We start from the raw sequence: 26,015 nt of genomic DNA on the forward strand, positions 1-26,015 counted from the left end.
CTTATAAAGGCGAGAGGACGTAACCACACCTATGATCGCAGATTCCTTGCTTGGCCTTTACCTGACGGAGATTTCCATGTCCGCACTTCGAGAACTCTACTCTGCCGTGACTTTCAGGCTGATTCGACTCAAACAGATTCTCGGCGATACGCTCGCATCCGGTGCGCGCCTCGTCTCAAAAGGCTTCGACCATGTCCGATCCGTTCTCTTGGCCCGGGACGACCAAGGCGGTCAGGATCGCTCATTTCCCGGCTCTCGCTCCTGCGCCCCGCTCAAGCGTGTCTTCGCGAGGATGACTTCTCCCGGGGCCCTGGTGACGATCACGAAACTCTATGCCGCCCTCTTCATCGGCACAGCGATCGCCCAGTTCATCGGAGTTCCCTGGCCGTTGCTCATCCTGCCGCTGCTCGTGCGGGGCCTCCTTCAAATCGTGCTGGTCGTTGCCGTGCTCGGCTCGTGGATGAGTCTCATCAAGGTCTCTCCCGGGATGTTCGCACTCCTGGGTCATTTGCGCGTGGCGACGGCCGTGGGCTTGTTCTGGCTGGCAGGGATCAGCTTTGCCCTGGGCCAGGCGATCTTGCCCGCCACGCGTATCGAGGCGGCCGCATCGGCCCCGGCGGAAGCCGTCGCGGGGCCGCCCAACGTCGCGAGATCGACCGATGCAGGTCGGACCAGCACTGATGGGACTTCCGGCTTGGTCCGGAAGAATCGATCGGCTCGTGCTCGTCGTCGATCCGAAGGGGCAAGTCGCCTGGCCTGAAGCTCGCTCCGTCACCCCGACGTGACCCCACCAATGCCAGAACCCGAGAAAGGAGGACGAGGTTGTCGCACATCGTCACCATCCGGACCGAAGTCCGCGACCCGCAGGCGGTGGTCGCCGCCTGTCGCCGGCTCGGTCTCCCTGCATCCGTGTTCGGGACCGCCAGGCTGTTCGAGGGCGAGGCCACCGGCCTGCTCGTCCGACTGCCCGCCTGGGTCTACCCGATCGTGGTCGATACGAGCACCGGGCAGGTCCGCTACGACAACTATGCTGGGCAGTGGGGGGATCAAAAACTCCTCGATCGCTTCCAGCAAGCCTATGCCGTCGAAAACTCGGCTGCGTCACAATGCACCCCCTGTTAGGGTTCCGGGTCAGGACCGCGGGGCGACGTTCGCCCCCGCATTCATTTTTATCTCCCTCTCCCTGGAAAGGCGACCACGTCCATGTCACACATCGTTGAGATTAAAACTGAAATGCGTGATTCTCTGGCGATTTCTACCGCCTGCCGTCGGCTCGCCCTCAAGGAACCTGTCCAGGGCATCGCCCAGCTGTTCAGCGAGAGCGTCACCGGGCTACTCGTCGAACTCCCTGGCTGGTGCTATCCCGTCGTGATCGACACGACCAGTGGAACGGTTCGCTATGACAACTATGGCGGACGCTGGGGGGAGCAGCGGCACCTCGAGCGGCTCACGCAAATCTACGCCGTTGAGAAGGCCAAGATCGAAGCGAGGCGGCGGGGATACACCGCCTCCGAGCGTACACTGCAAGACGGGAGCATCCTCGTGTCCATCGAAGTCGGCAACTGATGCTCATCTTGGCAGTAGATCAATCGACTGACTCCTTCTTACTCTGGCGCCTCGTCGCGGCACGCTCGGTCTCGTGCTCCCGGCGATGCCGATCTTGCCGCTCCCGATAGGCCATCAACCCCCGACACGTCGCCTCGTCGGCGGTGACCACCCATCGCCTGTCGGCACACTGCCGTGCCCTGACCCGGCCGGCCTTGATCCACTGGTGGATCGTCCCATACGTCACTCGCAGCTTCGCGGCGAGCTGACCAACCAGCCATTCGTCCCGACCGAGAGGGGGTGAGGCACCCGGGGCCACCGACCGGGTAGATCGAAGTCCCTCGCGGGTCATCACCGCGCGCACCACCCCTTCGGTCATGGGTTGTCCTGTGGCAGTCAGGATCCCCTCGGCGTTGAGCACGGCCGCAATTCTTGGGGCGGAGACTCCCTCCGCGAGGCACTTCTCGATCCGCCGCCTGATGACGGGCCAAGTGCTGAGCTGATCCATCCGATGCACCGGCCGTCGAATCCGCGTGTCGCTCTGGCAGCCGCCCACCCAGTGGATCCGGGCCGAGACCCATTCGCTCTCCCCTTCGACGTTGACCTCGACCCGATCGATGACTTCCCGGAGGATCGCTTTCCGATCAGCGTCGGTCGTACTCTCTGCGTGCCACAGGGCCGGCACGTTCGAGGCCAACCGGCGGATCTGCTCGCGTTCGCCCTCGGTCAGGCCCCGTGGCTGTTCGCTCAGAAACCGCTCGTGCTCCTCAATGAGATCACGGCAGATCCGAAGTTTCTCTTCCCAGGCCGCTTCCAGGCTCCGGGCGACGAGTCGATTCTCCGGTTCCACGGCGTGATACCGACGCGCCGCTCGTTCCTCTTCGTAGGCCGCACGCTCCAGACGCTGCTTCCAGAGCGCCCTGGCCGCGTCTCGTTGATGATGGAGGTCGTCCGCGACCTGCAGACTGACCTCCAGGGCCGGAGGCATGAGGGCCTGGAAGGTCAGTCGCACCACCTCCTCGTCGAGGGCCTGAGCATTGAGGCTCTGGCAGCGAGGCTCGCCCAGGCGGGTCTGGTTGGCCGAGCAGGAATATCGCGGCTGGTTCGACCGGCCGGCATACTGCGTGCGGAGGCGGTAGCCACAGCGGTCACAGACGACCAACCCGGCCAGGAGAGCCCGGCCCGAGCGCACGCTGCACCGGCATGCGTAGAGCGAGCGGTTCTGCTGGAGGCGCTCCTGATTCGCCTCGTATTGCTCCCAGCTGATGTACGCCGGGTACCGATCCCGGAGCAGAACCAGCCACTGCTCCCTGGGTAACCGGCAGGGCCGTTTCTGCTGCCGCGACTGCCGGCTCTGGCTGCTCCGACCGTACACGTAAGCACCCGCATAGACCGGATGGGAGAGCATCTGCTGGAGGGCCGACTGGCTCGGGCGGCGCCAGGAGAGCTGCCCCTTGTCGGGGCCGCTCGCGGGGCGCACCGGCATCTGGATCCCGTAGCCCACCAGCTCCCGCAGCACGGCATTCATCGTCCCGAGCCGGTCGAACAGCTCGAAGACAAACCGCACCACGCCCTGGGCCTGCTCGTCCGGATCGAACACCAGGCTGGTCCCGTCGCGGATGTACCCGGCGGGTCCCTTACTCGCAAGCTCACCCCGCCGGGCCTTCTGGAGTGCCCCTTGCCAGAGCCGCTGCCGCAGGACGTGCAGCTCGGCCTCGGACATGGTCCCCTTGAGCCCGAGCAGCAGCCGATCGTTGTAGCAGCCGGGGTCGTAGAGACCGTCCAGGTCGCAGATCAGCGTCTCGAACAAGGCGCAGAGTTCCAGCAGCTGATACCAGTCCTTGCAACTGCGGGCCAGCCGCGACATCTCCACACCGAGGACCAACCCGACATGGTCGAGGGCCACTTCACCGAGCAGGCGCTGGAACCCAGGCCGCCCCTCGCTGGACGCCCCGGAGAGTCCCAGGTCGTCGTCGATCACTGCGATCCGTTCCGGCTTCCAGCCGAGCCGCTGGGCGTGCTCGACCAGGCCGTATTGGAGCTGCGTCGATTCCCGGTGGTGGTGGACCTGATTCATCGAGGACTGGCGGACATAAACGATCGCCAGTCGGTCCCGTTGCCGATCTCCGATCCTCGTCCGGCCGGTCGGGGCCGGAGATGATTCAGTCGACGTCATCGCTCGGCTCCTTCTGGAAGGGGGCCGGCAGGGCCTGACGGAGTCGGGACTGGATGATTCGACTGAGGCACTTCACCAGCCGCTGCCGCCGGAGGGGTGGCAGCGTGTCCCAGAGTGGACTGGGCCTGCCCGGCGTCAGGCGCGGTGCGGGCGGGGGGGGACTGCGAGCCCGCAGTGCGGGCGGTCTGATGCAGACATGAAGAATCTCCTGTTGCGAACGAATCGTGCTGCTCGATCCACCGAGACAGCGATAACAGAGCGTGCCACCCGATTATAGGAGTTCGATCCCGTGAATCGAAATCGACACGTTCCTGATGTGTACTCTGCTGCCTTCGAGAAGGCCTGCCTCGAGAGCCGGAAGCAAGGGAACAGCGTCGTCGAGCAGGCCCTCGCCGACGGGTCGGTGAAGCTGACCATCACAGTCGGAGGTGCCTCATGAAAACGATCGAGATCACCGTCGGCCCCAGGGGCGAGACAACCGTCGAGACCCGGGGGTTCCGCGGGGGCGCGTGCCGCGAGGCCAGCCGGCTCATCGAGCAGGCTCTCGGAACCCGCTCCGGCGAGCAGCTCACGGCGGAGTTCTACCAGGACCTGCAGGCCGACCAGGAGCTGAATCAGTCCCGGTGAGCTTGGCGGCCCCCTCTTCATTGAGGAGGAAACATGACGTTTGCCACCGACGAGGACACCGCCGGCTTCGACCTTCTCGAACGAATCGCCGCGGCACTTCGCGACGAGTTGGGCATCGCGATCGAGGAGCAGCCCGGCCTTCGCGATCCGTCCCAGGCCAGCCAGGTCAACCGCGCCTTCCTGATCACCTCCCGCTGCATCCTCAAAGCCATCGCGGCGAGCGACGTGGACCGCCCCGTGTACCTGCACGGAACCCTGTTCCGCCTCGTTCGCCGACGCCTAGTGACGGGAGGACTGGCCGAGGACCAGGTCGAGTTCCTGCTCGGCCTGGAAGCCGGTCACATCGACTGGCTGGCCTACTTCCTGCTGGCTCCTTGGCAGGAGATCGAGCGTGTGATCCGGGAGGAATACCCAGGCAATCCCCTTGCAAAGTAGTGACAGCCCTCTCCCTACCTCATCCGACGGATACCACCCTCACGCAAAGGAGAACCTCATGACGCTCGCCGAGCGTGTGTCCGAGTACGTCCGCGCCTGCTTCACCGGGATCTGGATCAAGACCTTCGAGCCCGACGATGCCCTCCGGGAGATCGCTCGGCTTTGTCGTCAACAGCGCTGGACGCTGGCCAGTTGGGACATCGACCGCGGGCTTGGCCTCGCCGGTCAGGCGGACGAGACCGATCCCGTCGCCCACGGCACCGATCCCCTGGCGGCGATCCGGGCCCTGAACGCCCTGGCCACCCCCGAGGGATCGGCGCTGCTGGTGCTCCGAAACTTCCACAAGTTCCTGGGGAGCGTCAAGGTGCTCCAGGCCCTCGACTCCCAGCTCGGGGCGGGCAAGCAGGCCCGCACCTTCGTCGTCGTCCTCACCCCGGTCGTGCAGATCCCCGTCGAACTCGAGAAGCAGTTTGTGGTGGTCGACCACGAGCTGCCGGGGCGCGATCAATTGCTCGCCATCGCCCGCGGCGTCGCCTGTGAGCCGGGCGACCTCCCCCGACAAGCCCGATTCCCTCGAGCGGATTCTTGACGCGGCCGCGGGGATGACCCGTGCCAAGGCCGAGAACGCGTTCGCATTGAGCCTGGTACGCGACGGCGACCGGCGCGAGGCCGGCTTGACTCCCGACGGGCCCCGGGGCACGCCCGAGGCGCTCTGGGGGATGAAGATGGCCGATCTCAAGAAGTCCGGCCTACTGGAGATGCACCGCGGTTGCGAGACCTTCGCCGACCTCGGCGGCCTGGACAACCTCAAACGCTTCTGCCTCCAGGCCCTGCGGAGCCCCGGTCGCCGGGCGATGCCGCGGGGCGTCCTCCTGCTGGGCGTCCCCGGTACGGGAAAGTCGCGGTTCGCCAAGGCGCTGGGAAATCAGGTGGGGCGGCCCACGATCCTCCGCGACCTGGGCAAACTCAAGGGCAGCCTCGTCGGCCAGTCCGAGGAGAGGCCCCGGCAAGCCCTGCGCCTCCTGTCGGCGACCCGGCCCAACATCGCCTTCGCCGACGAGATCGAGAAGAGCCTGGCCGCCGTCCAGGGGAGCGGAGTAACCGACAGCGGCGTCTCCGCCGGCCAGTTTGGCGCCCTGTTGTCTCATATGTCCGACAATGCCGGGGACTCGTTCTTCATCTTCACCGCCAACGACATCAGCAAGCTCCCGCCCGAGTTCACCCGGGCAGGGCGGCTCAACGCGATCTTCTTCATCGACCTTCCCGGCACGACGGAGCGCGAGCGGATCTGGCAGATCCACCTCCGTCGGTTCGCGATCGACGCCGATCAGCGCCTCCCCGGCGATCGCGACTGGACCGGCGCCGAGATCGAATCGTGCTGCGAGACCGCGGACCTCCTGGGCATCAGCCTGCTGGAGGCGGCGCAGTACATCGTCCCGGTCGCGGTCACGGCGGGCGAGTCGATCGAGCGGCTGCGAAAGTGGGCAGCCGGCCGATGCCTGGCCGCCGATCAGCACGGCCTCTACACACGTGGCGGAGCCGTCGCCAGGCCGGGCCACAACGTCAACCGCGACCCGTCGGCCAACTGAGCCGGGTCGCCCGCCCGTGGCCGTTCCCTCTGATTTTCTCCGATTCACCGAGGCGACGGGCCGCATGGTCCGTCGTCTCCTTTCCTTCGGGAGGTTCGATGACCACCTTGCTCGACCACTTGCCATCCCGGACCATGCCTGTCAGCACGACCACGCCTGCCCAGCGGCTCCGCACGACCATGGCGGCCGTCCGGGTCACGTTCCGCTGGATGGGGACCCAGAAAACGCTCTCGACCGAGCAGAAGGCGCAGGCCGCCGAGACGTTCGACGCCCAGGGCCAGTTCCTCAGTGCGGCCAAGAAGCTGCTCGACACCAAGCATTCGGCCTTCCGCGCCGTCACGGCGATCCGGGGCAAGATCGATGCGTACTGGAAGGGCCTCTCGCTTCCCTTCCCCGAGGCCGGAGTCCGGCTGATCAAGCACGATGCCGTCGAGGCGTTCGCCCGCCAGATGGCCGACTTCCAGGTCGAGCTCGACGATGCCGTGGTCAACCTCGACCGGCACTACGCCGAGCTCAGGTCGACCGCCGTCGAGCGGCTCGGGAGCCTGTATAACGCCTCCGACTACCCGGAGACGCTCGTGGGACTTTTCGGCGTGGGCTGGGACTTCCCCAACGTCGAGCCCCCCGACTACCTGGTCCAGCTCTCGCCGGGCCTCTACGACCAGGAGCGGGCCCGCGTCTCGGCCCGATTCGAGGAGGCGGTGCAGCTCGCCGAGCAAGCCTTTCTGGACGAGTTCGCCCGGCTCGTCACTCACCTCAGCGAGCGGCTCACCGACCAGGGGGGTGACGTCAAGGTCTTTCGCGACTCGGCGGTCGGGAACCTGGACGAGTTCTTCGCGCGATTCCGGGACCTGAACGTCCGCAACAACGCGCAACTGGATGAGCTGGTGGCCCAGGCCCAGCGGGCCGTCCGCGGCGTCGGAGCCCAGGACCTGCGGGACAGCGGGACGCTTCGCCGCCAGGTCGCCTCCGAGCTCACCCGCGTCCAGTCGTCACTCGACGCCCTGCTCGTGGACCGGCCGAGGCGGCGGATCTTGCGGCACGCGGCCAACCCGGGGGACGTCTGATGCAACTGGTCATCGACCCCGCCGGGCAAGTGCATGCGATCTACGACGAGGACTTCGACCTGGCCGCACTCGGCCCTCCCGTCATCCGCCGCGCCAGTCACGTGGAGCCCGGCCCGGATGGCCGCTGGCACGCCGACCTCGCTCCCGTCGCCGGCCCGGTCCTGGGTCCGTTCGATCGCCGCAGCGAGGCCCTCGAGGCCGAGAGGTGCTGGCTGGAAGCGCACTGGCTCGTCCCCCAGGCCTGACCGGACGATGCCCAGCTCGACATCACCGGCCCGGGACGCCCTGTCCCGAAATGACCAGAGTCCACGTCCCGCGCAGGGTTCGACCCGCCGGGCGTGTGGCCCGGCCGGCCCTGCGCCTGCGCCCATCACGAAGGATCAACGTCATGACCCGATCGCAGCTCGATGGTGCCGTGGCGCAGGCCACCGGCGAGTCACTGCTGACCGTACGACGCCTCGGATTCAGCCTCATGAATTGCGGGTCGAACTCGCCCGATCCCGAGGATCTCTGCCTCGTGATCGATTGCCCGTTCTGCAGTCGGCCCGTCCCGCATCCGGATCCCGCTCGCGATGGTTCGCCCACCCTGGCCGAGTGCCTCGCCTGCGACGTCTACTTCGACTACGCGCCGGCTGAGATCTACGCGGGCCAACGGGCTTCGTCCGTCGCCCGATCGTCCTGACCATCGATCACCCCCCGACGGTCAGAGGCGAGAGACGCCGGGACATGGGCGGGTTAGGTCTTACCCACCTGTCATGTTTCGCAGTCGCCATTCGAGCGTCCTCTTCCGTATTCGTTCGGAGTCATCCCGAGGGGACCGCGTGGCCTGTTCTCATTGGTCCCCTCGTCGGGAGCACACGATCGCCATGATCACGATCACCCGTCGCCAGGCGCGACGCTTACGCCTTGTATTCCGTCGCTCACTCCTGGGCATCGCCCATCGAGGGCCGGTCCCTCCGCTGATCCTTCGCGCCGAGGGTACGCAACTCCGGGGCCAGCATCGCCACGCCGCACTGGCGGTCGAATGCACCGAGGCGGGTACGTACCCGACGCGCGAGACGCTGACCCTGCCACTCGATGCCCTGGCCCAGTTCGAGGGGCGGGACGAATCCTCCGTCTTCCTGGAAACCGTGTCACCCGAGCGGACAGTCGTCCGCTAGGTCGATCATGGCGTCCCCCTGTCGCGTGAATTCCCCGTGCCGTCTCCCGAAATCGAGGCACCGTTTCCCGGCAGCCGACGTCGTAGGCGGAGGGGCCGCCGGAGCTACTCGACGCGCTGGCCGAGGCCAATGAGACGACCTCGGAGGATTCGACCCGCTATGCGTTGAACTGCATGCAACTCCGGGGCGAGGGTGAAATTGCCGCGAGCGACGGGTGCCAGCTTCTGCTTCGCGGCGGTTTCCACTTCCCCTGGAATGAGCCCCTTCTGATTCGTCGTTCGCCTGTTCTTTCCTGTCAGGCACTTGCACGCGATCGCCCGTTCCAGCTGGGCAAGACGGAAACTCACGTCGTCCTCCAGATCGGTCCCTGGACGTTGTCTCTGGAGATTCAGGCCGAGTGGCGCTTTCCGTTGCTGGCCGGTCTCATCCCCGACACGAGCGTCGCGACAACCCGGCTAAGGCTCGATCCCGACGACGCCCACTTCCTGGGCGAGGCGCTCGAACGACTCCCCGAGAACGACGAGGTGAACGCGCCCGCAACCTTCGACCTGAACGGCAAGATCGCCGTCCGTGCCGGGGATCCAGCCCTGACCCGGATCACCGAGCTGATCCTTTCTCGCTCGGCCTACACCGGCTCACCCGTCCGGCTTTGCACGGACCGCGCGTTCCTGAGCCGTGCGGTGCGGCTCGGCTTCGGCGAGATCGAGATCCGCGACGACGGCTCGCCGCTGGTCTGTCGCAATGCCCATCGACGTTATCTCTGGCAGCCACTTTCCAAGGAATCGACCATCGAACCGGTCGGCGCGATGACCCGCATCGAGTCCGGACTCGCCTGATCTCGATCGTCCGACCGTAAGGTCGCAACACCGAAAGCGAGGCCCACCGTGAACACACAGAGCGAACCCTTGGAGAGCACCGAGCGAGCCGCAACCGCGGTCATGAGCCCCGTGGGGGCGGAGCCGAGCAGTCCCGGTGGGCTGGCGTCCCTGGTCCAGGACGCCGAGTCGTTGCAAGCGACCCTCGCCGACGCCAAGGCTCGAGCCTGCCGACTGATCGTGGCCCTGCGCCGTCACCGCTGGCGGGAGCGTCTCGTGAACGCCACCCTGGCCTCACTGAAGGCGCTCAAGCTCCAGGACGTCGCCGACTAGGTGGCCAGCGAGTTCAGAGTCCGATCGTCTCCCCCCTCGCAAAACAATCGAATCACATAAGGAGGACGGCACCATGCCCCTACGACTGAACGTCGGGGTCTCGAAGAAGCTCGGTCTCCCGGAATACTCCAGCATCGGGGCGAGCTGCAACCTGGAACTCGAAGTCGACTCGATGCTGATCCATACCGACCTCGACGGCCTGCACGAGCAGATCCGGGGAGCCTTCGTCGCGGCCCGGCAGGCGGTCAACGACGAACTGGCCCGGTTGCAAACCCAGGCGCCCCCGGCGGTCGCCCCTCACGCCGGAGCGGCGAACAGGCCCACCCAGGGATCGGGGGCCCTCACTAACGAGTCGCAGGCGAGATCGAACGGAGCTCGTGTCGGAACCAATGGCCCCCGGTCTCGCTCTGCCAAGCCCTCGACCGCCAATCAGGTGCGTGCCATCGTCGCGATCGCCCAGCGGCAGCACGCCGACCTGGAGGGTCTCTTGCGTGACGAGTACCACGTGGACCGGCCCGAGGACCTGTCACTCAACCAGGCCAGTGCGTTCATCGACCAACTCAAGATCGCCAGCGACGTCTGAGCTCGCACCTGTGATCTCCCCTCAACGACTGCCAAGAATATATCTCCGAACCAAGATCATGAGCAAGGAGCCGTCCATGTCAAAAACCCATCGTCGTCTGCGCGGGCATCGGCCGGGTCGCCGTCGGACCGGGCACGGCAGAAAGCCACCAAACGGTCTCACAGCCCGTCACACTACCGCCGCTGGAGCGACCATTCCTCACGGCTATACCGAGGGTGCCTGGGGTTCGTTCTACCGGGTGATCCTCCCATTGCGGGGCCAGGACAAGCGGCTGTTCTTCAACTGCGTCAGCGACTGGGGCGTTGCCGCCGCAGGCCTGCTCGGCGCCATCCTCGGTTTTGCCGCGATGGGGGTGCTCGGCGCATTCCTCGGGCTGGGGGGGGCCATAATCTTGTGTGACCAGGCGATGGTCCGGGGATGCTACATCCGCCGGTGAGGATTGGTTGCCTGGCCGACGGCTGGGAGGACTCTCGCCACGGTCATCATGTCCACGAGCCTGTGGTCCCGAAGCTCGGTCGATCCACCGCCCGGTCCGGCTGTCTCCCTTCGCGGGGGGGCGGCCGGCCGGGTGGGGATCGACCGGGTGGTTTTCTGCAGAAACCGCTACGCCCTCGTCGCTTTTCTTTAGCCATCAGGAGGGAACTCAGAGGCGAGGTTGGTCGACATCGGATCTTCTGCATAAACCAAGAGGAAAACCGAGTCTTGACCTGAAATGCTCTCAAATTCAAATCAATAAAACATTTTGATTTATATATTTAATTTTTATTGTGTGACTGATCGGCTAGAGCGCCAAACGTTCGGTCGGCCCACGATTTGAAAGTAGCTCTCGGTAAGGAGGTGAACCATGCCACTCTTTTCCCAAGATCTCCGACGGCGCATCATCGACACCGTGGAGCGAGGAGAAGTCTCGTTGCGCCAGATCGCCAGGCGTTTCCTGGTCAACCTCTCACTCGTCACTCGGCTGGTGCGACACTACCGGACCACGGGATCGCTCGATCCCGAACCGCATGGAGGGGCCGGCAACCCGCGTTGGGACCCGCACAGCTCGAGCGACTCCGCGCATTGAACCGCAAGGTACCCGATGCCACACTGGAGGAATTGCGCCAGTAGTTGGCCGTCGATTGCAGCCTCATGACGATTGTGCATGCCTCGGAGAAACTGAAGATCACACGCAAGAAGAAGGTCCTTCACGCCCGAGAGCGGGATTCCCCTGAGGGCCGGACAAGAGGCGGGACTTCCTTGAGGAGGTTGCTTGGACCGCCCCAGACCGGCTGGTCGTTACCGACGAATGTGGCGCCAATACCTCGATGCCCCGGACTTATAGCCATGCTCCGGTGGGTAAGCGGGTGCACGGGACAGCCCCGGCCATTGGGACTCGGTGACGCTGATCTGCGGCCTGCGCCGGTCGGGGGGGGACGGCGCCTGTGGTCTTTGAAGGGGCCACGGCCACGCCGGCGTTCCAGAGCGACGTCGGGCAGGTGCTGGTGCCCGCCCTGCATTCGGACGACGTCGTAATCTGGGACAATCTCAAGCCGCACATTGCGGCGGCCGTCGCCGTTGTGGAGGCCGGGGCGCGGGTCGTCCCGCTGCCGCCGTCGAGCCCCTACATGACGCTGATCGAGATGGATCAAGCAGACTCCACCTCAAGCGACAGGTGGTGCGAGCCCACCCGTGCCGGTTATTATCGGCGTCGCCGCGTTGCTTGAACTGGCAGCGTGCTGCCGACGGCATCTGATTGAAACACCCGGAGAGACTCCATGCCCACCACAATCCCAGGGCCAGCGCGCATAGCTGTGCGGCCTGGGTGGTCTGGCGCGACAGGCCTCGGCTCGATATCTTGGATTCGGTCCTTGTGATTGGCTTACTGCGCTCCGGCGCGCGGAGGCCGACACGGACCGATCCAAGGATGCCTCTCATGGCGAAGATCGTCGATGTCGGCTCGATCGGCTCTTATTTCGAATCCCTCTCCGACCCCCGACACACGCGCAATCGCAAGCATTTGATGGTCGATATCGCCGTCATCGCCGTCTGCGGCGTCATCTGCGGCTATGATGAGCCCACCGCCATCCATCGCTGGGCCAAGAATCGCGCCTCCTGGCTGGCCGAGCATCTCGCCCTGCACAATGGCATCCCCTCGCGAGACTGCATCCGCCGCTTGCTCATGGCGCTGAAGCCCGAAGCCTTCCAACGCTGCTTCCAAGCCTGGATCTGTGACGCGATCCCGGCCGACCCCAAGAACCCCCGCCGACTCATCGCCATCGACGGCAAAGCCTGCCGCGGGTCGCACGACGAGGCCAACGGCCTTGGTGCCCTGCATATCGTCAGCGCCTGGGCCGGCGAAGAGGGCATTGCGCTGGGACAGGGGGCCACCGAGGCCAAGTCGAACGAGATCACAGCCATCCCGCAGCTCCTCGAGCAGATCGACCTGGCCGACACCCTCATCACGATCGACGCAATGGGCTGCCAGAAAGACATCGTCGAGCAGATCGTTACCGGCGGCGGCGATTGCGTCATCGCGGTCAAAGACAACCAGCCAAAGCTCGCGGCCGCGATCCAGGCGTTCTTCCTCGACCACCTGGAACGCGACCTGGAGGACCTGCGGTATCGCTGCCACGAGACCCGCGATGACGGCCACGGTCGCATCGACGAACGCTCCTATTATTTGGCCAAGGTGCCGCGAGATTTCGCGCCGGGCAAGGACTGGCCGTGGATCAAGGCAATCGGCTATGCCGCGCGGATTACGCAGTATGCCGACGGGACGGAGTCGGACGAGGTGCGTTACTATCTCAGCAGCCGCTATTTGAGCGGCAAGCGGTTTGGTGAAGCGGTGCGTGGCCACTGGGGCATCGAGTCGATGCATTGGGTGCTGGACGTGAACTTTCGCGAGGATGAGCACCGCACCCGCGAGCGGACTTTGGGGAACAACTTGAGTTGGCTGCGGCGGTTCGCCGTGACGCTCCTGAAGCGTCATCCCGACAAGGATAGCCTTCGCGGAAAGATGATGTCCTGCATGATCAATACGGACTGCCTTACACAAGTTCTTTCACTACAGCGTGTTTGATATGCGCTGGCCCTGACCACAATCCGACGCTTCCCCCCCCCCCCCGCCTCTGACGACCCCTCCCTCCCCACCGCTGACCACGCCGACCGTTTGGGCGCGGCTCTCGAGCGACCGACAACGGCAGATCCGCGACCTGCTCGGTCGGCTCCTTGCAAGAGTCCTAGCGGCCTCGCGCGGCGAGGAGGTCGGCCATGAGTGACCCATTGCGCTCGCCAAAGCTCAGGGCTTGGCACCTCGGCCGATCAGCCTTCGTCCACATTCGTCAATCAACGCATCAACAAGAGGTCAATCGTCAGGAGTCCACCGCCCGGCAGTACGCCCTGGCCGGCCGTGCCGTCTCCCTCGGCTGGACGCCCGATCGCATCACCACGATCGACGATGACCTCGGCAAGAGCGGCCAGTCGATTGAGGGACCCCCCGGGTTCCAACGGCTCCTGGCCGAGGTCGCACTCGACCACCTTGCGTCCATGCGAATCTGGTGGAGCAGCTCCAAGTTCCAACGGCTCCTGGCCGAGGTCGCACTCGACCACGTTGGCTTGATCCTCGGCCTGGAGATGAGCCGGTTGGCTCGTTCCAACTGCGACTGGCACCAGTTGCTCGAACTCTGCGCCCGCTTCCGCGTTCTCCTGGCCGACACCGAGGCGATCTATGATCCGACCGATCACAATAACAGGCTCTTGCTGGGCCTTCACGGCATGATGAGCGAGGCAGAGCTTCATGTCCTCAAAGAACGTATGTATCAGGGCAAGCTCAACAAGACCCGCCGGGGGGCGTTGATGGGCGTGCCGCCGATCGGGTACATCCGGCTCGCTTCGAGCGAGTGGGCGATCGACCCCGACGAGCAAGTCCAGGCGACCGTCCGGCTGATCTTCGATCAGTTCGACAGGTCGATCACTTTACATGGATTACTCCGTTACCTGGTCTACCACCGGGTCCTCATCCCGGTCCGGGCCCGTTCGGGGCCCGGCCGCGGGTTGTTGGAGTGGCGGCGGCCAAACCGGACGACCCTGTCGAATCTGCTGCACCACCCGTGCTATGCCGGGGCCTACCGGTTCGGCCATCGGCCGATCAACCCGCGTCGCAAGCAGCCGGGACGGCCGACCACCGGCAGGCTGATCTGCCGGCCGGAGGAGTGCCTGGTGCTGATCCGCGACCGGTTGCCCGCGTACATCACATGGGACCGGTTCCAGGCCAACCAGGATCAACTCGACGCCAACCGTGCCCGGAAGGGCAGCCCGGGCGCACCACGTCAGGGGGCCTCGCTCCTGTCCGGCTTGCTCCGGTGCGGGCGATGCCGGCGGCGAATGATCGTGCTGTACTCCGGACCGAAGAATCATCACACTTACAACTGTACGCGGAGTACTGCCGACTATGGCCAGCCGCTCTGTCAGAGCCTCTCGGGGCAGGTCCTTGACGACCTAATCGCCGGACGAGTGCTGGCGGCCGTCGAGCCGGTGGCCCTGGAGGCGAGCCTGGCGGCAGTGGCCGACGTCGAGCGCGAGCGTGCCGACTTGGTCCGGCACTGGCAACTGCGTCGCGAGCGGGCCGCTCTAGAGGTCGATCGTTCGGCCCGTCAGTATCAAGCTTGTGAGCCGGAGAACCGGCTCGTCGGCCGCGAACTGGAGCGTCGCTGGGAGGATTCGCTGAAGTCCCGGCGGCAAGTTGAGGAGGAGTACGAGCGATGGTTGCGGACATCTCCCAGCCCACTCTCGCCCGAGGACGAGCTCGCGATCCGTGGCTTGGCTGCCGATTTGCCATCGGTCTGGCGGGCGGCCGCGACCACGCCGGCCGACAGGCAACGGATCGCCCGGCTCCTGATCGAGCATGTGAGTTTGATCATCGATAAGGACAGCGATAGGGTGGATGTCAAGTTGCATTGGATCGGCGGCCAGGTGGAATGCCACGTCCTGTCCCGGCCGGTGAGGCGTTACGACCTCCGCACCGACTATCCCCAACTGATCGCGAGGCTACGAGCCTTGTGCGCCGAGGGGTTGAGCGCCGGAGAGATCGCCGAACGGCTCGACGAGGAGGGCTTCCGGCCTCCGAAGCGAGTCGCCCACTTCAACCGGGGTATGGTGCAACGGCTCCTGGCCCGCCTGGAACCGGCCCATCGTAAGCCCCACGTTCACCCGTCTGACCAGGACGAGTATCGCCCCAGCGGCCTGGCGCGTCGGCTGGGGATCGCCCTGGACACGGTGCGACGCTGGATCCGCGCCGGCTGGCTAACGTCGAGCGGCGATGCTCAGGGCCGCCACGTGATCTGGGCCGACGCTGCCGAATTGGCCCGGATCCGGGAGCTCCACGTCCTACCGCGGACCTGGTCGAACAACGGCCGTCTGGCGGAATTGATCAAGCCCAAGCCCCGCCCGATGAGATAGGCTATGGTGGCCCGGCTCACGCCGAGACGGGCCACCCCACCTCGCTCTTGGAGGGCATTATGGCTGGCAGATCTCGATCGGCGTCAGGTCCGGACTCCACGGCGGCAGCGGCACTACGCTCGCCCCGGCCGCTTCGATGGCCTCGATCACCTCCTCCGACTTGTGGGGCTTGAGGTTGTCCCAGATGACCACGTCTCCGGCCTTCAACTCCGGGACCAGCACGTCTTCCACGTAGGTCTCGAACACGGCGGTGTTGGTGGCACCCGGGAAGGCCAGCGCCACCGTCACCCCGGAGAGGCGCAGCCCGCTGGTCAGCGTGATCGACTCCCATCGGCCGGGGGTCGTGGCGTAGACTCGCTGCCCCGCCGGAGCACGGCCGTGAGTGCGGGTCATCGCGGTGTTGGCCCCACACTCGTCGATGAAGACCAAGCGTCGCGGGTCCAGCCCGACCAACTACTCGCAGAACTCCGCTCGTCGCTTCTGGACATCCGGGCGATCCTGCTCCTGGGCGCGGGGGACCTTCTTCTTGCGCGGCAGCCCGAGCTTGCGCAGGGCGCGCGAGAGGGTCATGACGCTGCACGACGCACCGAGCCGCTGTCGCAGTTCCTCAAGCGTGGCGTCGGGCTGCTGACGGATCAACTCCCGGAGCCGCTCCCGGTCCTCCGGCCCGAGTACCGCCGGGTGGCCTCCGCCTGGGGCCTGGGCCCGAGCGAGCCGGTGCTGCGATGGCGGCGCAACAGCCGGGTGACGAAGGAGACGCTGACCAGGGAACGACGAGCGATCTGGCGCAACGAGCCGTCGCCGCGCCGGACCGCCTCGAGGATCCGTTGCCGAAGATCTTGAGAATAGGGAGTCATCGGTCACCTCCTTACCGAGATCTCCATTCAAATCGTGTGCCATCCAACTGTTCGGCACTCTAGACGTCCCTGGCTTCCCCCATGCTCCATGAGTGCCGGAGACCGTGAGGTCATCCTGATCGAATTCCCCGGCGACGAGTCTCCCGTCGAGTCGACGTCGAGCCGGCTCGAACTGTATGAGGCGCACGCGGCTGACAGGTCGACAGGACCGTGCGGAACTGCCCACGACCCGCGTCAATCGAATCGATCGTGGTTGAAGCCCGGGCCGGGCCATCAACATCGCCCCGGTCGTCGACGATGACGGCTTCGAAAGGCGGACCCGGGACAGAACTCGACTCGGGTAAGACCTAACCCGCCCGGAACAGTTCGGATTGCACCCGCAACAGTCCACGGCTTCATTGATTGAGGCCGACGCGATCTCCTAACCGAGGCCGGCTCCGTGAACTTGTCGGCCCGGACCCGAACCAAATGAGGAGGCATTCGATGTACAACAGCCTTCGGCGACGGGGAGGCTCGAAACGGCCCGCTGCGACGCATGCCCGACAGGGGGCCGCCGACTCCCACGAGGGGTCGTACCGCGACTTCCTGGGCCGTCATGCGTCCGAGTGCGCCGAGGCCGCCCGGGGAACCAGACGCGAGCGAACCGAGTTCGCTTCGCGCCTGCTGGAACGGACGGCTGATTCTCGTAACCTGAGGCTCGCGATCGATCATCTGATCCGCGAAGGGGGAAACGCACCAGGACCCAACGGCCTGCAGCTCGCAGACCTCGACGGCCCCGAACGCTGGAGTCTGGCACGGGCTTACGGTGAAGCCATCCGCGCCGGTATTTACAGACCTGGACCCCACCGAACCACCGTCATTCCTAAAACGTCGGGATGGGGGACCAGGATGCTGTCGATTCAGGACGTCGAGGACCGCGTCGTGCAGCGGGGGATCGTCCAGCTCCTCCAACCGTTCATCGATCCAATGTTCGCCGAGACCTCGTACGGTTACAGGCCGGGCCGCGCTCGCGAGCATGCCCTGGCGGCCGTCGAGACCCTCGCACGATCCTCGGGACAATGGCACTGGATCCTGGAAGACGTGAAGGACTCATTCGATCAGGTGCCCCACCGACGCCTGCTCGATTCACTCGAACGTCTCACGCCATCGTCGGGCTTCCTCACGCTCATCGAGACGGTCATCCGGAACGACACGGGAATGGGACTACGGCAAGGCGGAAGCCTCTCACCGCTGCTCCTGAACGTGTACCTGGACGGCCATCTCGACCGACCGTGGAAGAAGGTACATCCGGACGTACCACTCGTCCGGGTCGCCGACGATCTCCTCCTTCTTTGTCAGGATCGCGCCCAGTCTCTTCTCACCCGGGACGCACTCGTGCGTCGGCTCCGATCTGCCGGCATGCCCCTCCGCGGGACACCGGAAACCTCGATCGCAAACCTCGCCGCGGGCGAGTCCGCGATCTGGCTCGGGTATTCCCTCACGAAGGGCAAGGACGGACTGAAACCACGCCTGGCGGAATCCGCCTGGCGATCGCTGGAAGGGCATCTGAGGCATACGCACGACGGTCCGAATGCGCCGATCCACGCCGTCGAGACGATCAACGGCTGGGGCGACCAGTTCGGTCCGTGCTATCCGTACCGCGACGTCCCTCGGGTTCATGCGAAGATTGCCGCGATCGCCCGTACGTTCGCGTTCGAGGAGATTCCGTCACGTCACGACGTCCGGACCCGGTGGGAACGGGCGTACGCAACGACGGGACGGGATCCGACCGGACGACGATGACGGACACGGGCGGGTGGAATGAACGGCGGCTCCGCCTGCCTCCATCGCAAACCGGCCATTGAGGCCGAGTATGGGACGCCCACACCGGGCGTCCCGCCATTCCCGTCGCTTTGACGACGAGCGATCCAGACCGACCCACCAGGACGGGTGCACTTAGGGGCGAACGTCCCGGGTTCGCTCTGCGCCAACGCCACCCATGGATCCTTCACAGACTCGACGGGGGTCGAGCCGGGTAAGAGAATTATCACTTTACGGAAACCTACATCGGTCATGGGCGTTGCATCAAACAACACAAGGGCGGCCCGGAAGAATTCCAATGCGATCATCAACTTTTGCAGCAAGCGGATGACGCACGAGCAGATCGAGGAGCTCGTGGTCGCCCTGCTGCGGATCCGGACGGTCCGGCTGGAGGCGGTCCGGCTCCTCAAGCCAGAGCACTTCTCTAAGAGTCAGGAGTCCTACCTGGCGCTGCTCTGGACCCAGGTCCTCGTCCTCCACCCGGAGTACGCCGACGCCGAATCGATCCCCTATCACGTGCTCTATTCGCACTGCAAGGAGGAGGCGCATGGCCAGGAGGGGTTGATGACCCTGGACCAGTACAAGCAGCTCCTGGACACCGACCGGGAGATCGACCCGGACGACCCGGAAGACCTGCCGGGGATGCTCTACCACAGCTACAAGGTGATCAAAAAAGAGCAGCTCGACACCGACTTCGGGATCAAACGGCTCAAGCGATTCCTGAAAGAGCGTGCCCTGAATGAACCGATCATCAGTCAGATTGCGGAAGCCAGCCACCGTGGGCTGGTCTTGGCCAACCCGAACGAGTTCATTGCCTCGTTCCGCCAGTTGCAGGGGCAGGTGGAGGCGATCGGCCGGGCTTCGAGCAGCCTTGCCAGCCGTCAGCAGGAGTTCGAGGCCCGATTGGCTCTTTCCCGCGGCCGCAAGCTCCTCGGCTTGCGGACCGGACTCGACACCCTCGACCGGATGCTGGACGGACTGCGCGACGTGACCGTCCTGGCCGCCCCTTCCAATACCGGCAAGACCGTCCTGGTCGTACAACTCGGCGTGGGGGTGGCCCGGCACGTGGAGAACGATTGTGCCGTGGTTGTCATCAGCCTCGACATGGAGACCGATGACCTCCACGCTCGTGTCTTATCCCACCTCAGCCAACTTCCCCACCGGGTGCTCATCAAGGGATCACCGGAGCTCAGGGGACAGCCGGAAGGTCCTCACCTCAACAAAGACGATTCCGCGTCCTACAAGGCCGGGCGAGCAGGAATGAAGGAGATCGGAGAGAGGTTCTTCCTGTACGGTGAGGACGATATCGGAGGTGAGCTGACGGCCCTGCGTCTGCGGCAGATCATGGACGAGGTCCGGAAACGATCTGGGACGACGCGGGTCCTCCTGGTTCTCGACTACCTGCAACTCATTGAGACTCCCGAGGAGATCTCCGGCGACGACCTGGCGGCAGACAAGTATCGGATCGCCGCGGTCCGAGAGGCCGTGAAGCCGCGCCCCGGGATCCCCTTGCACGAGCGAGACGCCGCCCTGATCGTGAGCGAGACCCGCAAGCGGATCAGCAATCCGAAACAACATTCGCCCATGGCCAATGACGACGTCATGGGTTCGGCTCGCACCGTCTATCGCGCCGGCTGCGTGATGCTGCTCTCCCCGATGGCTGATGATCAGATGAGGCGGGTGTACGTGATCTCGACGAACAATCCCAAGGGTAAAGCCACGCACCCGGAGTGCGAGGCCCACCGTGAATTCTTGAAGCACGATCAGCACCTCAGTCCGATGACCCTGGAGGTCACGAAGGGGCGTGATGGTATGGAGCGGGGTTCGACCTTCCTGGAATTCCACTTCCAGACCAGCACGATGACGCCGATCGAGCCCAAACCGGACTCGGAGTCTGCAAACCCGCAGGGTGCGGCCGACTCGCAGGCCGTGATTCAGCGGCGGGAGCGAGTCATGAACGCCCTCGAATCGTTCCCGAAAGGCCAATCAATCTCGCTGAACAAGATCCAGGCAATGATCGGCGAGTTACATCCCAACCACACACCAAACAAGGGTACCCTCAAGAAGGACCTGACCTCCCTGGTGCAGATGGGGCGGGTTGTCGGGGTTCCGACGGACATCAGCAACGGGAAGGTGATCTGGTATTGCTCGTTCGAGAAGTCAGCTTGTGAGGGGTTCGAGCCTGGCTCGACCGTGCAGGACACTGATGGCCAGGAAGTCGGTTTGGCTGTGGGATAACGGTTGACTGCACATTCGAGATCAGGTCGATCGAGAACAAGAGTCGATGGCGCGTTCGAGAACGAGGTGGCGGTCGAGCGTAAAGCTTGCAGGCGCGTTCAAAGTTCAAAGATGAGGCGGGTCGATCGTCAATATTGATCGTGCGTTCGAGGAGGAGTTATTGGTCGAGCGCAGACATTGATCGCGCGTTCGAGAAGTAGGTTGGTCGAGTAGAATGTCCCGGACACTGGACGAGCGGCGCGTTCGAGCACCGGTACAGGTACGCCCCCTTATAGTCCCCCCTGTACCTGTACCGGTGCGCCGATCCCCGACGTGGCGGCGATGGTCCCAGGCCCCCGGTGCTTCGCACCCGGGGGCTGTCGCCGGGGACCCGGACCAGGCTCGCCGCCACGGAGGGCCATCTTACATCGAAGGTCTGAAGTTGCTCGCGATTCACAGGCTTGATCAAGAATGCCCACCATCGTCGGAATCGTGGTTTCGCCCTCAATGCTCGATCCAGGTATGAGGTCGACCGCTACGGTGTGTCGCGCTACGGGCATCTCGATGGACTAGGAATGGGTAAGATCTTACCCCAATCCCGCAGCCGCGATCGCTCTGTTGCGCGGACCTTCGAGCCCGTGTCGAACCTGACTCGAACAGATGCATCAATGGTCACATTCGCCGCGCTCCGATCGAGCAATCACTGATCTTGAATCCACACCGAGGTTCACCGCAGTCGAAACCCCATTGGATCGAACAAGAGTCGTCAGGCCTTCGAGACTCGTCGAATGGCCGGCTCCGAGGTCGTCCTTCGAGACTGCTCACGATCGTTCGCCTTCCGCCCTCGTAATGGATGGCTTTCCACACTCAACGCACGAGGTCCTACCCGGCCCGGAGACCGCTGCGGTCAGCCTCGCCCGCCCGACGGGAAGCGATGCCCCCCAGATCCGATGCCGGAGAGACCGCAACCGCGATCAATTGCCCGGAGAGACGACGGTGCGAAGGATCGCCGGTTGGGGCGCCCTGAAGGCGTTGTCGACCTTGCCGACCCCCTCACGGCCGCCATGTATCCCCATCGTCGGGGCGTGGCCCCGGAGTAGGATCGCTGGGTGACCTGTGCGCACCGAAGACCTCCCCGACCGGCTTGGCATCCGTCGACGAGCGGCCCTCGAACCTGGTGCATGCGGGTGGTTCACCAAAATATGGGACGGCGGCTCGATCCGGGTCTGCATCACGCCAAACGACTTCCGGCAGTCATTGGCTCACCCATTGACCTCTCATCGCCGATTTCCGCGGCCGAGAAATAAATCAATCCTCGGACGACCGTCGTGGCTAGCGGTAGGTGAATTCGATCGTCCGATGGTCGAGCCACGGGATGGGGGTCGGGTCGCGGTCGAGGGCCGCTTCGCGGAGGATCGGGTTGTGGCTTTGCCGGTCGAGCTGGACGGTAAGGCGGTCGTTCTGGGTCGTCACAGTCCCCGCGGTCTCGATGAATCGGCGGTAGAGTTGCTTGGGGTCGGCCCTCTCGAATCCACTGAGACGCGACGCCAGCCAGCGGTAGCAGCTGTTACCGATCACCGTCAGTGCGGCATCGAGATCGACGTTCAGTCTCACCTCGCTGGCCAGGCAGTCGAGGTGGAAGAAGTTCACGCTGACACCCAGGCCACCCTCGATCCGGTTGCGGCCGGCGTAGCGAATGATCAATTCGCGTGGGGTTTCCTCGAAGTGGTTCGAGAGGAACAGGGTGGGACGGTCACGGCCCAGGCCAGTGACGGCGACCTGGCGGATTGGCCCCTCGTAGCCTCGGAGCTGCACCGACTCCTCGATGTAGCTGATCTGGGTATGGCAACGTTTGGGGATGTCGATCACGGCCTTCTTCCAGGCGGACGTCGGGTGGCCCTTCAGACGTCGGACGATGGCCGCCCTGCGGCGGCGAATGGTAACGAAGTGGATCGCGCTTTGGTTGAGACGCGAGAGTTCGCGGTAGTCGACCACCTTGCTGTCGAAATAGAGCCATTTGGGGGCCGATCCGGTGACCTTACGCCAGAACTCCACGAATCGCATCAGTTCGCCGTGCTGATCGGCGCGGGTCAGATTGGCGTTGGCGTAGCACAAGCAACGGCTTTTCTGTTCGAGCGCGAAGAATGTCAGCACGCTCGGCCCGGCTTTGCCCTGAAGGGGGAGGTAATGGCGGTCGAGTGCTGCCGAATCGCCACGGAAGGGGATCGGATGAAAGTCGAGGGAGAACCCCTCGGGCTCGGGAAAGAACACCGGGGCCAGGACCTTGACCCACCTCATGTAAGAGGCCCCGTTGCTGGTCACGGCCCGCGCAGTACGAGTAGTCAGTGGCGAACGACTTCTTGGGCAGGACGTTGAGGCCAACGAACAGGCCGAGGGCTTCGTCGCAGTTGAAGTCGTCGATATGGCTCCGTCGCTCTTTGTCGAGCAGTTTCAATGCCAGCAGCGCGAGCAACGCACTGGTGGCGGGGACCATCTCCGAGTCAGGATACCCCGCCTCAGTGACGAGCCGATCGAAACCGAGCCGAGTCAGGTGCGGCAGGAAGAGGAAGATGCCCGCGACGCGGGAGTGGATCGAGCGGCCGTGCGTGAGATTCAATGCGCGACAATCGGCGATGTCCGGAGTCAGGGGACGCGATCGGTCGTGGCTTACACGGGATCCGAGGGGTCGGCCACGCCCGTCGGGGAGAAAAAGGGGGTGGCCACACCACGGCGACAATCGGGCCGTAAGCGGCTGGCCAACGATTTCAGGGTCGAGGGCGTGTAACCGAACCGCCTGGCGACTTGGTCGAGCGGCTCGTCATCGACGAAGATCGCGTGGAGGGCCTTGTAGCAGCGTTGGAAGGTTGGGATGGGCTCGAGGAAGAACCGTCTGGCGTGGCTCCCGTCCATAACGCGTGCTCCCGGTTGTTGATTATTTTCCGGCCCGAAAACTGTGAAGCGTACCGCTAAAACATGGGCCGAAACAGGGCTGAGGCGGCCCTGAGCTTGAGGTGAGGCTGGAAAACCCCGGGGAAACGCGCAGAATCCATCGAGCCAGCCACACCCCAGAGAATGCAGATACGAAGCCGACTCGGCCACCTTGGACCGAGTAAATAATCAATCTTTAGAGGGCCGGACAGGGCCAAAACTCCTAGAAATCAGGCTTCCTGGCCCCAAAAGGTTGATTATTATCCCGGCCCCGGAAATCGGCGCTCATCCATGCAGCCGCCGCTTGGGGCCCGAATCCTGACGACTCCCGCGAACTCCCCGAAGAAACAGGGCAGCCATCACCGTGTGCACTCCCTTCGACCCATGCGGCACGCGCGAGTCGTGGTGACTTCGACGGAACTGTCGTCGCCCTGCTGCTCCTCAGGTCGCACGTAGGCGGGTGTCTGAGAGGGAGGACGGGGGCTTCGAGAAGGGACGTGCCACCTTCGACCCGGGAACACTGGCAGATTGAGATCGCGAACCGAATCCGCGATCGACCCTTGGTCGGGACATCGACCTGGACCCGAACGATGGACGTGCCGGGCTCGTGAGCCATGTCCAGGCGAACGAAGTGTTGACCGCCAAGCTCGTGGTGAAATCATCGGTCGGCTTCAGAGTCCGGCATCCGCACTCCGCGAGGGAGCACGGTCCCGTCGTGGGCGTCGAACGGATAGTCGACGATCTGGGGCGAGCGCGACAAGGAAGGGCCCGAGGTTGACCTCGAAGATCCACGCTACGACGGTGCCGAAATTCTATGCCTGAAGGCTCAGCGGCGGGGATCTGCCGATCGGGAACCAGAGGAAACGACGATCGGGTTATCGGGTCGAAAATACTCATTCACCCCATCGTCCGAGGACATCTTCCGGTCGTCAACTTCTGACAGATTAGGCCCATCGCCGTCGTTCGATCGAGGGATCGAGCATGGACGTGTCGAGAACGCCTCCTCTCTCATGCTCATCGACGCTTTTGGCGATGCCCGGGCATCTCCGTGGACGTGGTTCGTCGCGTCCGGATACGAGTCCAGATCACATCCTCCCGACGCCCGCGACCGTTCCCCACCGGTCGAGTTCTGCCTTGTCAAATGACGGAAACGGACTCCAGGTGAGGGGCGGCCTGACTGTCGTGCCACTCTCTGGTACCCGTCACCAGGAAAAGGCTCGCGAAGTGCGCACCTGGTGCGCGCTGGGTGCGCGCATCTTTGCCCCTCGCCGTGCGGTTGGAACCCCGATGGGCCTCCGCAATCGGGCAGCACGATTCGCAGGACGGGGCGAGCGTGGCATCCGGTAATCCTGAGGACAAACGCTGGGAAGGCTTTACAGGGGCGAGATTTAGACCGATACGGCCCTGCCCGGAGAGCGACTGGGAGTCGATCGCCGGGCACGTCCGGCAACGGATAAAGGATGGGAAGCTGGAAATCGTTGGGGTATCCCCCCCGGTTGGAGGCGTGCGCACGGCTCCCGCTGTTATTTTACCCCACCTGGCTGGCCTCCAGGCGTTCTCGCCGTGCGAGTGAACGCGATGCTCATAGGAGTTTTCGCTGCCGGGTTGAGCCCCGGAGGAGGAGTTCGATGTGGTCGCCGTGCCATCCCGCGTCAGGGCGTTTGCTTCCCAGTCCGAGCGAGATGGTCGTGTCGATCTCCAGCAGGGTCGGGGTCGTACCGACCGCGGTCGCGACGAAATCACCGTCCCCGATGATGAGCGCGAAGGTGACATTGATGAGGTGCTCGATGACCTGGCGAACGATCATACCCCGCAGGGTACCGGTCATCCCAGAGAAGTCTCCCTGGATTCATTCAGGCATCTCGCTCAACACGAGCTTTCCTCAGATTGACATGAGCCACACGCCGCCTGGCTTGTCGCCCGCGTATTCTTGAATCGACCGCTTCACATCTTTCAGAAGCATCCGACATGGGGTGTTTGCCTTGAGTGAGTGTGTGCGCAGTCGCAAATCCAGCGAGAGCAACCCTGGGTAAGATCTTACCCGGGTTTGGGCGGTCAAGGGCGAGACTCCTCGCTGATTCCCACCGGCCGACTGTGTCGTGGCCTGCCCGCTCTCATGGCACCATGACGCACGTGATCGGTTTCTGCGAAAGATCGTCTCCCGATACATGGAGCTTGTCACGGGGGGCGGCAATGGTGCGGAGGTGCTGGCTCACGAGGCGTTCTTGCGGTCGAAGGCGGTGGCGCCGTTCTCGAAGAACTGCTACTGCCAGGTGGAGAACAGCGTGGGCGACAATTGATACTCGTTGCAGAGGTCAGAGATGGGGACGCGGTCGATCGGATGACGCTTGAGAATGGCGACCTTCTCGACAGGCGTATCGTTCTTTCGGGCTTTTCGCATGGTGAGACTCCTGCCGAGTTGTCGGATCACTCGGGTGGGGCGT

At 64.4% G+C, this 26,015-nt stretch carries 31 protein-coding genes; 23 read left to right on the plus strand and 8 right to left on the minus strand.

Features of this window, described 5'->3' with window-relative positions:
- Positions 1 to 76: 76 nt before the first annotated feature.
- The 3 genes from SINAC_RS09615 to SINAC_RS09625 all read left to right on the plus strand — a co-directional run bounded on the left by SINAC_RS09615 (position 77) and on the right by SINAC_RS09625 (position 1,566).
- Positions 77 to 760: a hypothetical protein gene (locus SINAC_RS09615; protein WP_015245487.1), complete on the plus strand. Its 684-nt coding sequence runs from the start codon at positions 77 to 79 to the stop codon at positions 758 to 760.
- 62 nt (positions 761 to 822) lie between these two features.
- Positions 823 to 1,122, plus strand: a complete 300-nt coding sequence (locus SINAC_RS09620; RefSeq protein WP_015245488.1) for a hypothetical protein — start codon at positions 823 to 825, stop codon at positions 1,120 to 1,122.
- A 111-nt stretch (positions 1,123 to 1,233) separates the two neighbouring features.
- On the plus strand, positions 1,234 to 1,566 hold the full coding sequence (locus tag SINAC_RS09625; RefSeq protein WP_020465606.1) for a hypothetical protein: 333 nt from the start codon (positions 1,234 to 1,236) through the stop codon (positions 1,564 to 1,566).
- Positions 1,567 to 1,585: 19 nt separating this feature from the next.
- Here SINAC_RS09625 and SINAC_RS09630 read toward each other — a convergent pair whose 3' ends face one another.
- The gene (locus SINAC_RS09630; RefSeq protein WP_015245490.1) at positions 1,586 to 3,721 is read right to left on the minus strand and encodes a recombinase family protein; all 2,136 of its coding nucleotides are present in this window, start codon (positions 3,719 to 3,721) and stop codon (positions 1,586 to 1,588) included.
- Between the two features lie 289 nt (positions 3,722 to 4,010).
- Here SINAC_RS09630 and SINAC_RS39740 point away from each other — a divergent pair, with 289 nt between their 5' ends.
- The 17 genes from SINAC_RS39740 to SINAC_RS09705 all read left to right on the plus strand — a co-directional run bounded on the left by SINAC_RS39740 (position 4,011) and on the right by SINAC_RS09705 (position 15,769).
- Entirely contained in the window at positions 4,011 to 4,160 is a 150-nt protein-coding gene (locus SINAC_RS39740) for a hypothetical protein (protein WP_020465605.1), read from the plus strand.
- Positions 4,157 to 4,348, plus strand: coding sequence for a DUF2997 domain-containing protein (locus SINAC_RS09635; protein WP_015245491.1), 192 nt, complete (start codon positions 4,157 to 4,159; stop codon positions 4,346 to 4,348). Before SINAC_RS39740 ends, SINAC_RS09635 begins: the two co-directional genes overlap by 4 nt.
- Before the next feature lie 33 nt (positions 4,349 to 4,381).
- Entirely contained in the window at positions 4,382 to 4,783 is a 402-nt protein-coding gene (locus tag SINAC_RS09640) for a hypothetical protein (RefSeq protein WP_015245492.1), read from the plus strand.
- 58 nt (positions 4,784 to 4,841) lie between these two features.
- A complete protein-coding gene (locus SINAC_RS40890) occupies positions 4,842 to 5,372 on the plus strand; it encodes a hypothetical protein (protein ID WP_202802826.1) in 531 nt (176 codons plus the stop codon).
- Positions 5,320 to 6,372, plus strand: a complete 1,053-nt coding sequence (locus tag SINAC_RS09645) for an AAA family ATPase (RefSeq protein ID WP_202802825.1) — start codon at positions 5,320 to 5,322, stop codon at positions 6,370 to 6,372. The genes SINAC_RS40890 and SINAC_RS09645 overlap by 53 nt, the downstream gene beginning before the upstream one ends.
- A gap of 98 nt (positions 6,373 to 6,470) precedes the next feature.
- Positions 6,471 to 7,439: a hypothetical protein gene (locus SINAC_RS09650; RefSeq protein WP_015245493.1), complete on the plus strand. Its 969-nt coding sequence runs from the start codon at positions 6,471 to 6,473 to the stop codon at positions 7,437 to 7,439.
- Positions 7,439 to 7,684, plus strand: coding sequence for a hypothetical protein (locus SINAC_RS09655; RefSeq protein WP_015245494.1), 246 nt, complete (start codon positions 7,439 to 7,441; stop codon positions 7,682 to 7,684). The genes SINAC_RS09650 and SINAC_RS09655 overlap by 1 nt, the downstream gene beginning before the upstream one ends.
- Before the next feature lie 143 nt (positions 7,685 to 7,827).
- Positions 7,828 to 8,121 (plus strand): hypothetical protein, encoded by a 294-nt coding sequence (locus SINAC_RS09660; RefSeq protein ID WP_015245495.1) that lies wholly within the window; start codon positions 7,828 to 7,830, stop codon positions 8,119 to 8,121.
- A 184-nt stretch (positions 8,122 to 8,305) separates the two neighbouring features.
- Positions 8,306 to 8,599, plus strand: a complete 294-nt coding sequence (locus tag SINAC_RS09665) for a hypothetical protein (protein ID WP_020465603.1) — start codon at positions 8,306 to 8,308, stop codon at positions 8,597 to 8,599.
- Positions 8,600 to 8,772: 173 nt separating this feature from the next.
- Entirely contained in the window at positions 8,773 to 9,435 is a 663-nt protein-coding gene (locus SINAC_RS09670; RefSeq protein WP_020465602.1) for a hypothetical protein, read from the plus strand.
- Between the two features lie 48 nt (positions 9,436 to 9,483).
- A complete protein-coding gene (locus tag SINAC_RS09675; RefSeq protein WP_015245496.1) occupies positions 9,484 to 9,747 on the plus strand; it encodes a hypothetical protein in 264 nt (87 codons plus the stop codon).
- A gap of 73 nt (positions 9,748 to 9,820) precedes the next feature.
- A complete protein-coding gene (locus SINAC_RS09680; protein WP_015245497.1) occupies positions 9,821 to 10,330 on the plus strand; it encodes a hypothetical protein in 510 nt (169 codons plus the stop codon).
- 76 nt (positions 10,331 to 10,406) lie between these two features.
- Positions 10,407 to 10,766 carry a hypothetical protein gene (locus tag SINAC_RS39745; protein ID WP_015245498.1) on the plus strand — a complete coding sequence of 120 codons (360 nt, stop codon included), beginning with the start codon at positions 10,407 to 10,409 and terminating at the stop codon, positions 10,764 to 10,766.
- A gap of 408 nt (positions 10,767 to 11,174) precedes the next feature.
- Positions 11,175 to 11,396, plus strand: coding sequence for a helix-turn-helix domain-containing protein (locus SINAC_RS09690; RefSeq protein ID WP_020465600.1), 222 nt, complete (start codon positions 11,175 to 11,177; stop codon positions 11,394 to 11,396).
- A gap of 358 nt (positions 11,397 to 11,754) precedes the next feature.
- Positions 11,755 to 12,036 (plus strand): hypothetical protein, encoded by a 282-nt coding sequence (locus SINAC_RS37930; protein WP_020465599.1) that lies wholly within the window; start codon positions 11,755 to 11,757, stop codon positions 12,034 to 12,036.
- A 209-nt stretch (positions 12,037 to 12,245) separates the two neighbouring features.
- Positions 12,246 to 13,391 (plus strand): ISAs1 family transposase, encoded by a 1,146-nt coding sequence (locus SINAC_RS09700; protein ID WP_015245499.1) that lies wholly within the window; start codon positions 12,246 to 12,248, stop codon positions 13,389 to 13,391.
- 191 nt (positions 13,392 to 13,582) lie between these two features.
- The gene (locus tag SINAC_RS09705) at positions 13,583 to 15,769 is read left to right on the plus strand and encodes a recombinase family protein (RefSeq protein ID WP_015245500.1); all 2,187 of its coding nucleotides are present in this window, start codon (positions 13,583 to 13,585) and stop codon (positions 15,767 to 15,769) included.
- 57 nt (positions 15,770 to 15,826) lie between these two features.
- Here SINAC_RS09705 and SINAC_RS09710 read toward each other — a convergent pair whose 3' ends face one another.
- The 3 genes from SINAC_RS09710 to SINAC_RS09720 are packed head-to-tail and all read right to left on the minus strand — an operon-like array spanning position 15,827 to position 16,626.
- Positions 15,827 to 16,222 carry a transposase gene (locus tag SINAC_RS09710; RefSeq protein ID WP_020465598.1) on the minus strand — a complete coding sequence of 132 codons (396 nt, stop codon included), beginning with the start codon at positions 16,220 to 16,222 and terminating at the stop codon, positions 15,827 to 15,829.
- Entirely contained in the window at positions 16,223 to 16,408 is a 186-nt protein-coding gene (locus SINAC_RS09715; RefSeq protein WP_020465597.1) for a hypothetical protein, read from the minus strand. It abuts the gene before it with no gap.
- A complete protein-coding gene (locus tag SINAC_RS09720) occupies positions 16,405 to 16,626 on the minus strand; it encodes a transposase (RefSeq protein WP_020465596.1) in 222 nt (73 codons plus the stop codon). The genes SINAC_RS09715 and SINAC_RS09720 overlap by 4 nt, the downstream gene beginning before the upstream one ends.
- A gap of 483 nt (positions 16,627 to 17,109) precedes the next feature.
- Here SINAC_RS09720 and SINAC_RS09725 point away from each other — a divergent pair, with 483 nt between their 5' ends.
- Positions 17,110 to 18,408 (plus strand): reverse transcriptase domain-containing protein, encoded by a 1,299-nt coding sequence (locus SINAC_RS09725; protein ID WP_015245501.1) that lies wholly within the window; start codon positions 17,110 to 17,112, stop codon positions 18,406 to 18,408.
- A gap of 270 nt (positions 18,409 to 18,678) precedes the next feature.
- Positions 18,679 to 20,664, plus strand: coding sequence for a DnaB-like helicase C-terminal domain-containing protein (locus tag SINAC_RS09730; RefSeq protein ID WP_015245502.1), 1,986 nt, complete (start codon positions 18,679 to 18,681; stop codon positions 20,662 to 20,664).
- Positions 20,665 to 21,617: 953 nt separating this feature from the next.
- Here the strand turns inward: SINAC_RS09730 and SINAC_RS39750 are convergent.
- Positions 21,618 to 21,767, minus strand: a complete 150-nt coding sequence (locus SINAC_RS39750; protein ID WP_154673606.1) for a hypothetical protein — start codon at positions 21,765 to 21,767, stop codon at positions 21,618 to 21,620.
- A 208-nt stretch (positions 21,768 to 21,975) separates the two neighbouring features.
- Positions 21,976 to 22,941 carry a hypothetical protein gene (locus SINAC_RS09735; protein WP_020465595.1) on the minus strand — a complete coding sequence of 322 codons (966 nt, stop codon included), beginning with the start codon at positions 22,939 to 22,941 and terminating at the stop codon, positions 21,976 to 21,978.
- Positions 22,942 to 22,954: 13 nt separating this feature from the next.
- On the opposite strand from SINAC_RS09735, the gene SINAC_RS40530 reads away from it, so the two are divergent.
- Positions 22,955 to 23,428 (plus strand): hypothetical protein, encoded by a 474-nt coding sequence (locus SINAC_RS40530; RefSeq protein WP_168165329.1) that lies wholly within the window; start codon positions 22,955 to 22,957, stop codon positions 23,426 to 23,428.
- Positions 23,429 to 25,153: 1,725 nt separating this feature from the next.
- On the opposite strand, the gene SINAC_RS09745 is transcribed toward SINAC_RS40530, so the two are convergent.
- On the minus strand, positions 25,154 to 25,399 hold the full coding sequence (locus SINAC_RS09745; protein WP_015245504.1) for a hypothetical protein: 246 nt from the start codon (positions 25,397 to 25,399) through the stop codon (positions 25,154 to 25,156).
- A gap of 435 nt (positions 25,400 to 25,834) precedes the next feature.
- A complete protein-coding gene (locus SINAC_RS40535; protein ID WP_015245505.1) occupies positions 25,835 to 25,972 on the minus strand; it encodes a hypothetical protein in 138 nt (45 codons plus the stop codon).
- Between the last annotated feature and the right edge of the window lie 43 nt (positions 25,973 to 26,015).

This window comes from Singulisphaera acidiphila DSM 18658 (genome assembly GCF_000242455.2).
GTDB classification, from domain to species: Bacteria; Planctomycetota; Planctomycetia; order Isosphaerales; family Isosphaeraceae; genus Singulisphaera; species Singulisphaera acidiphila.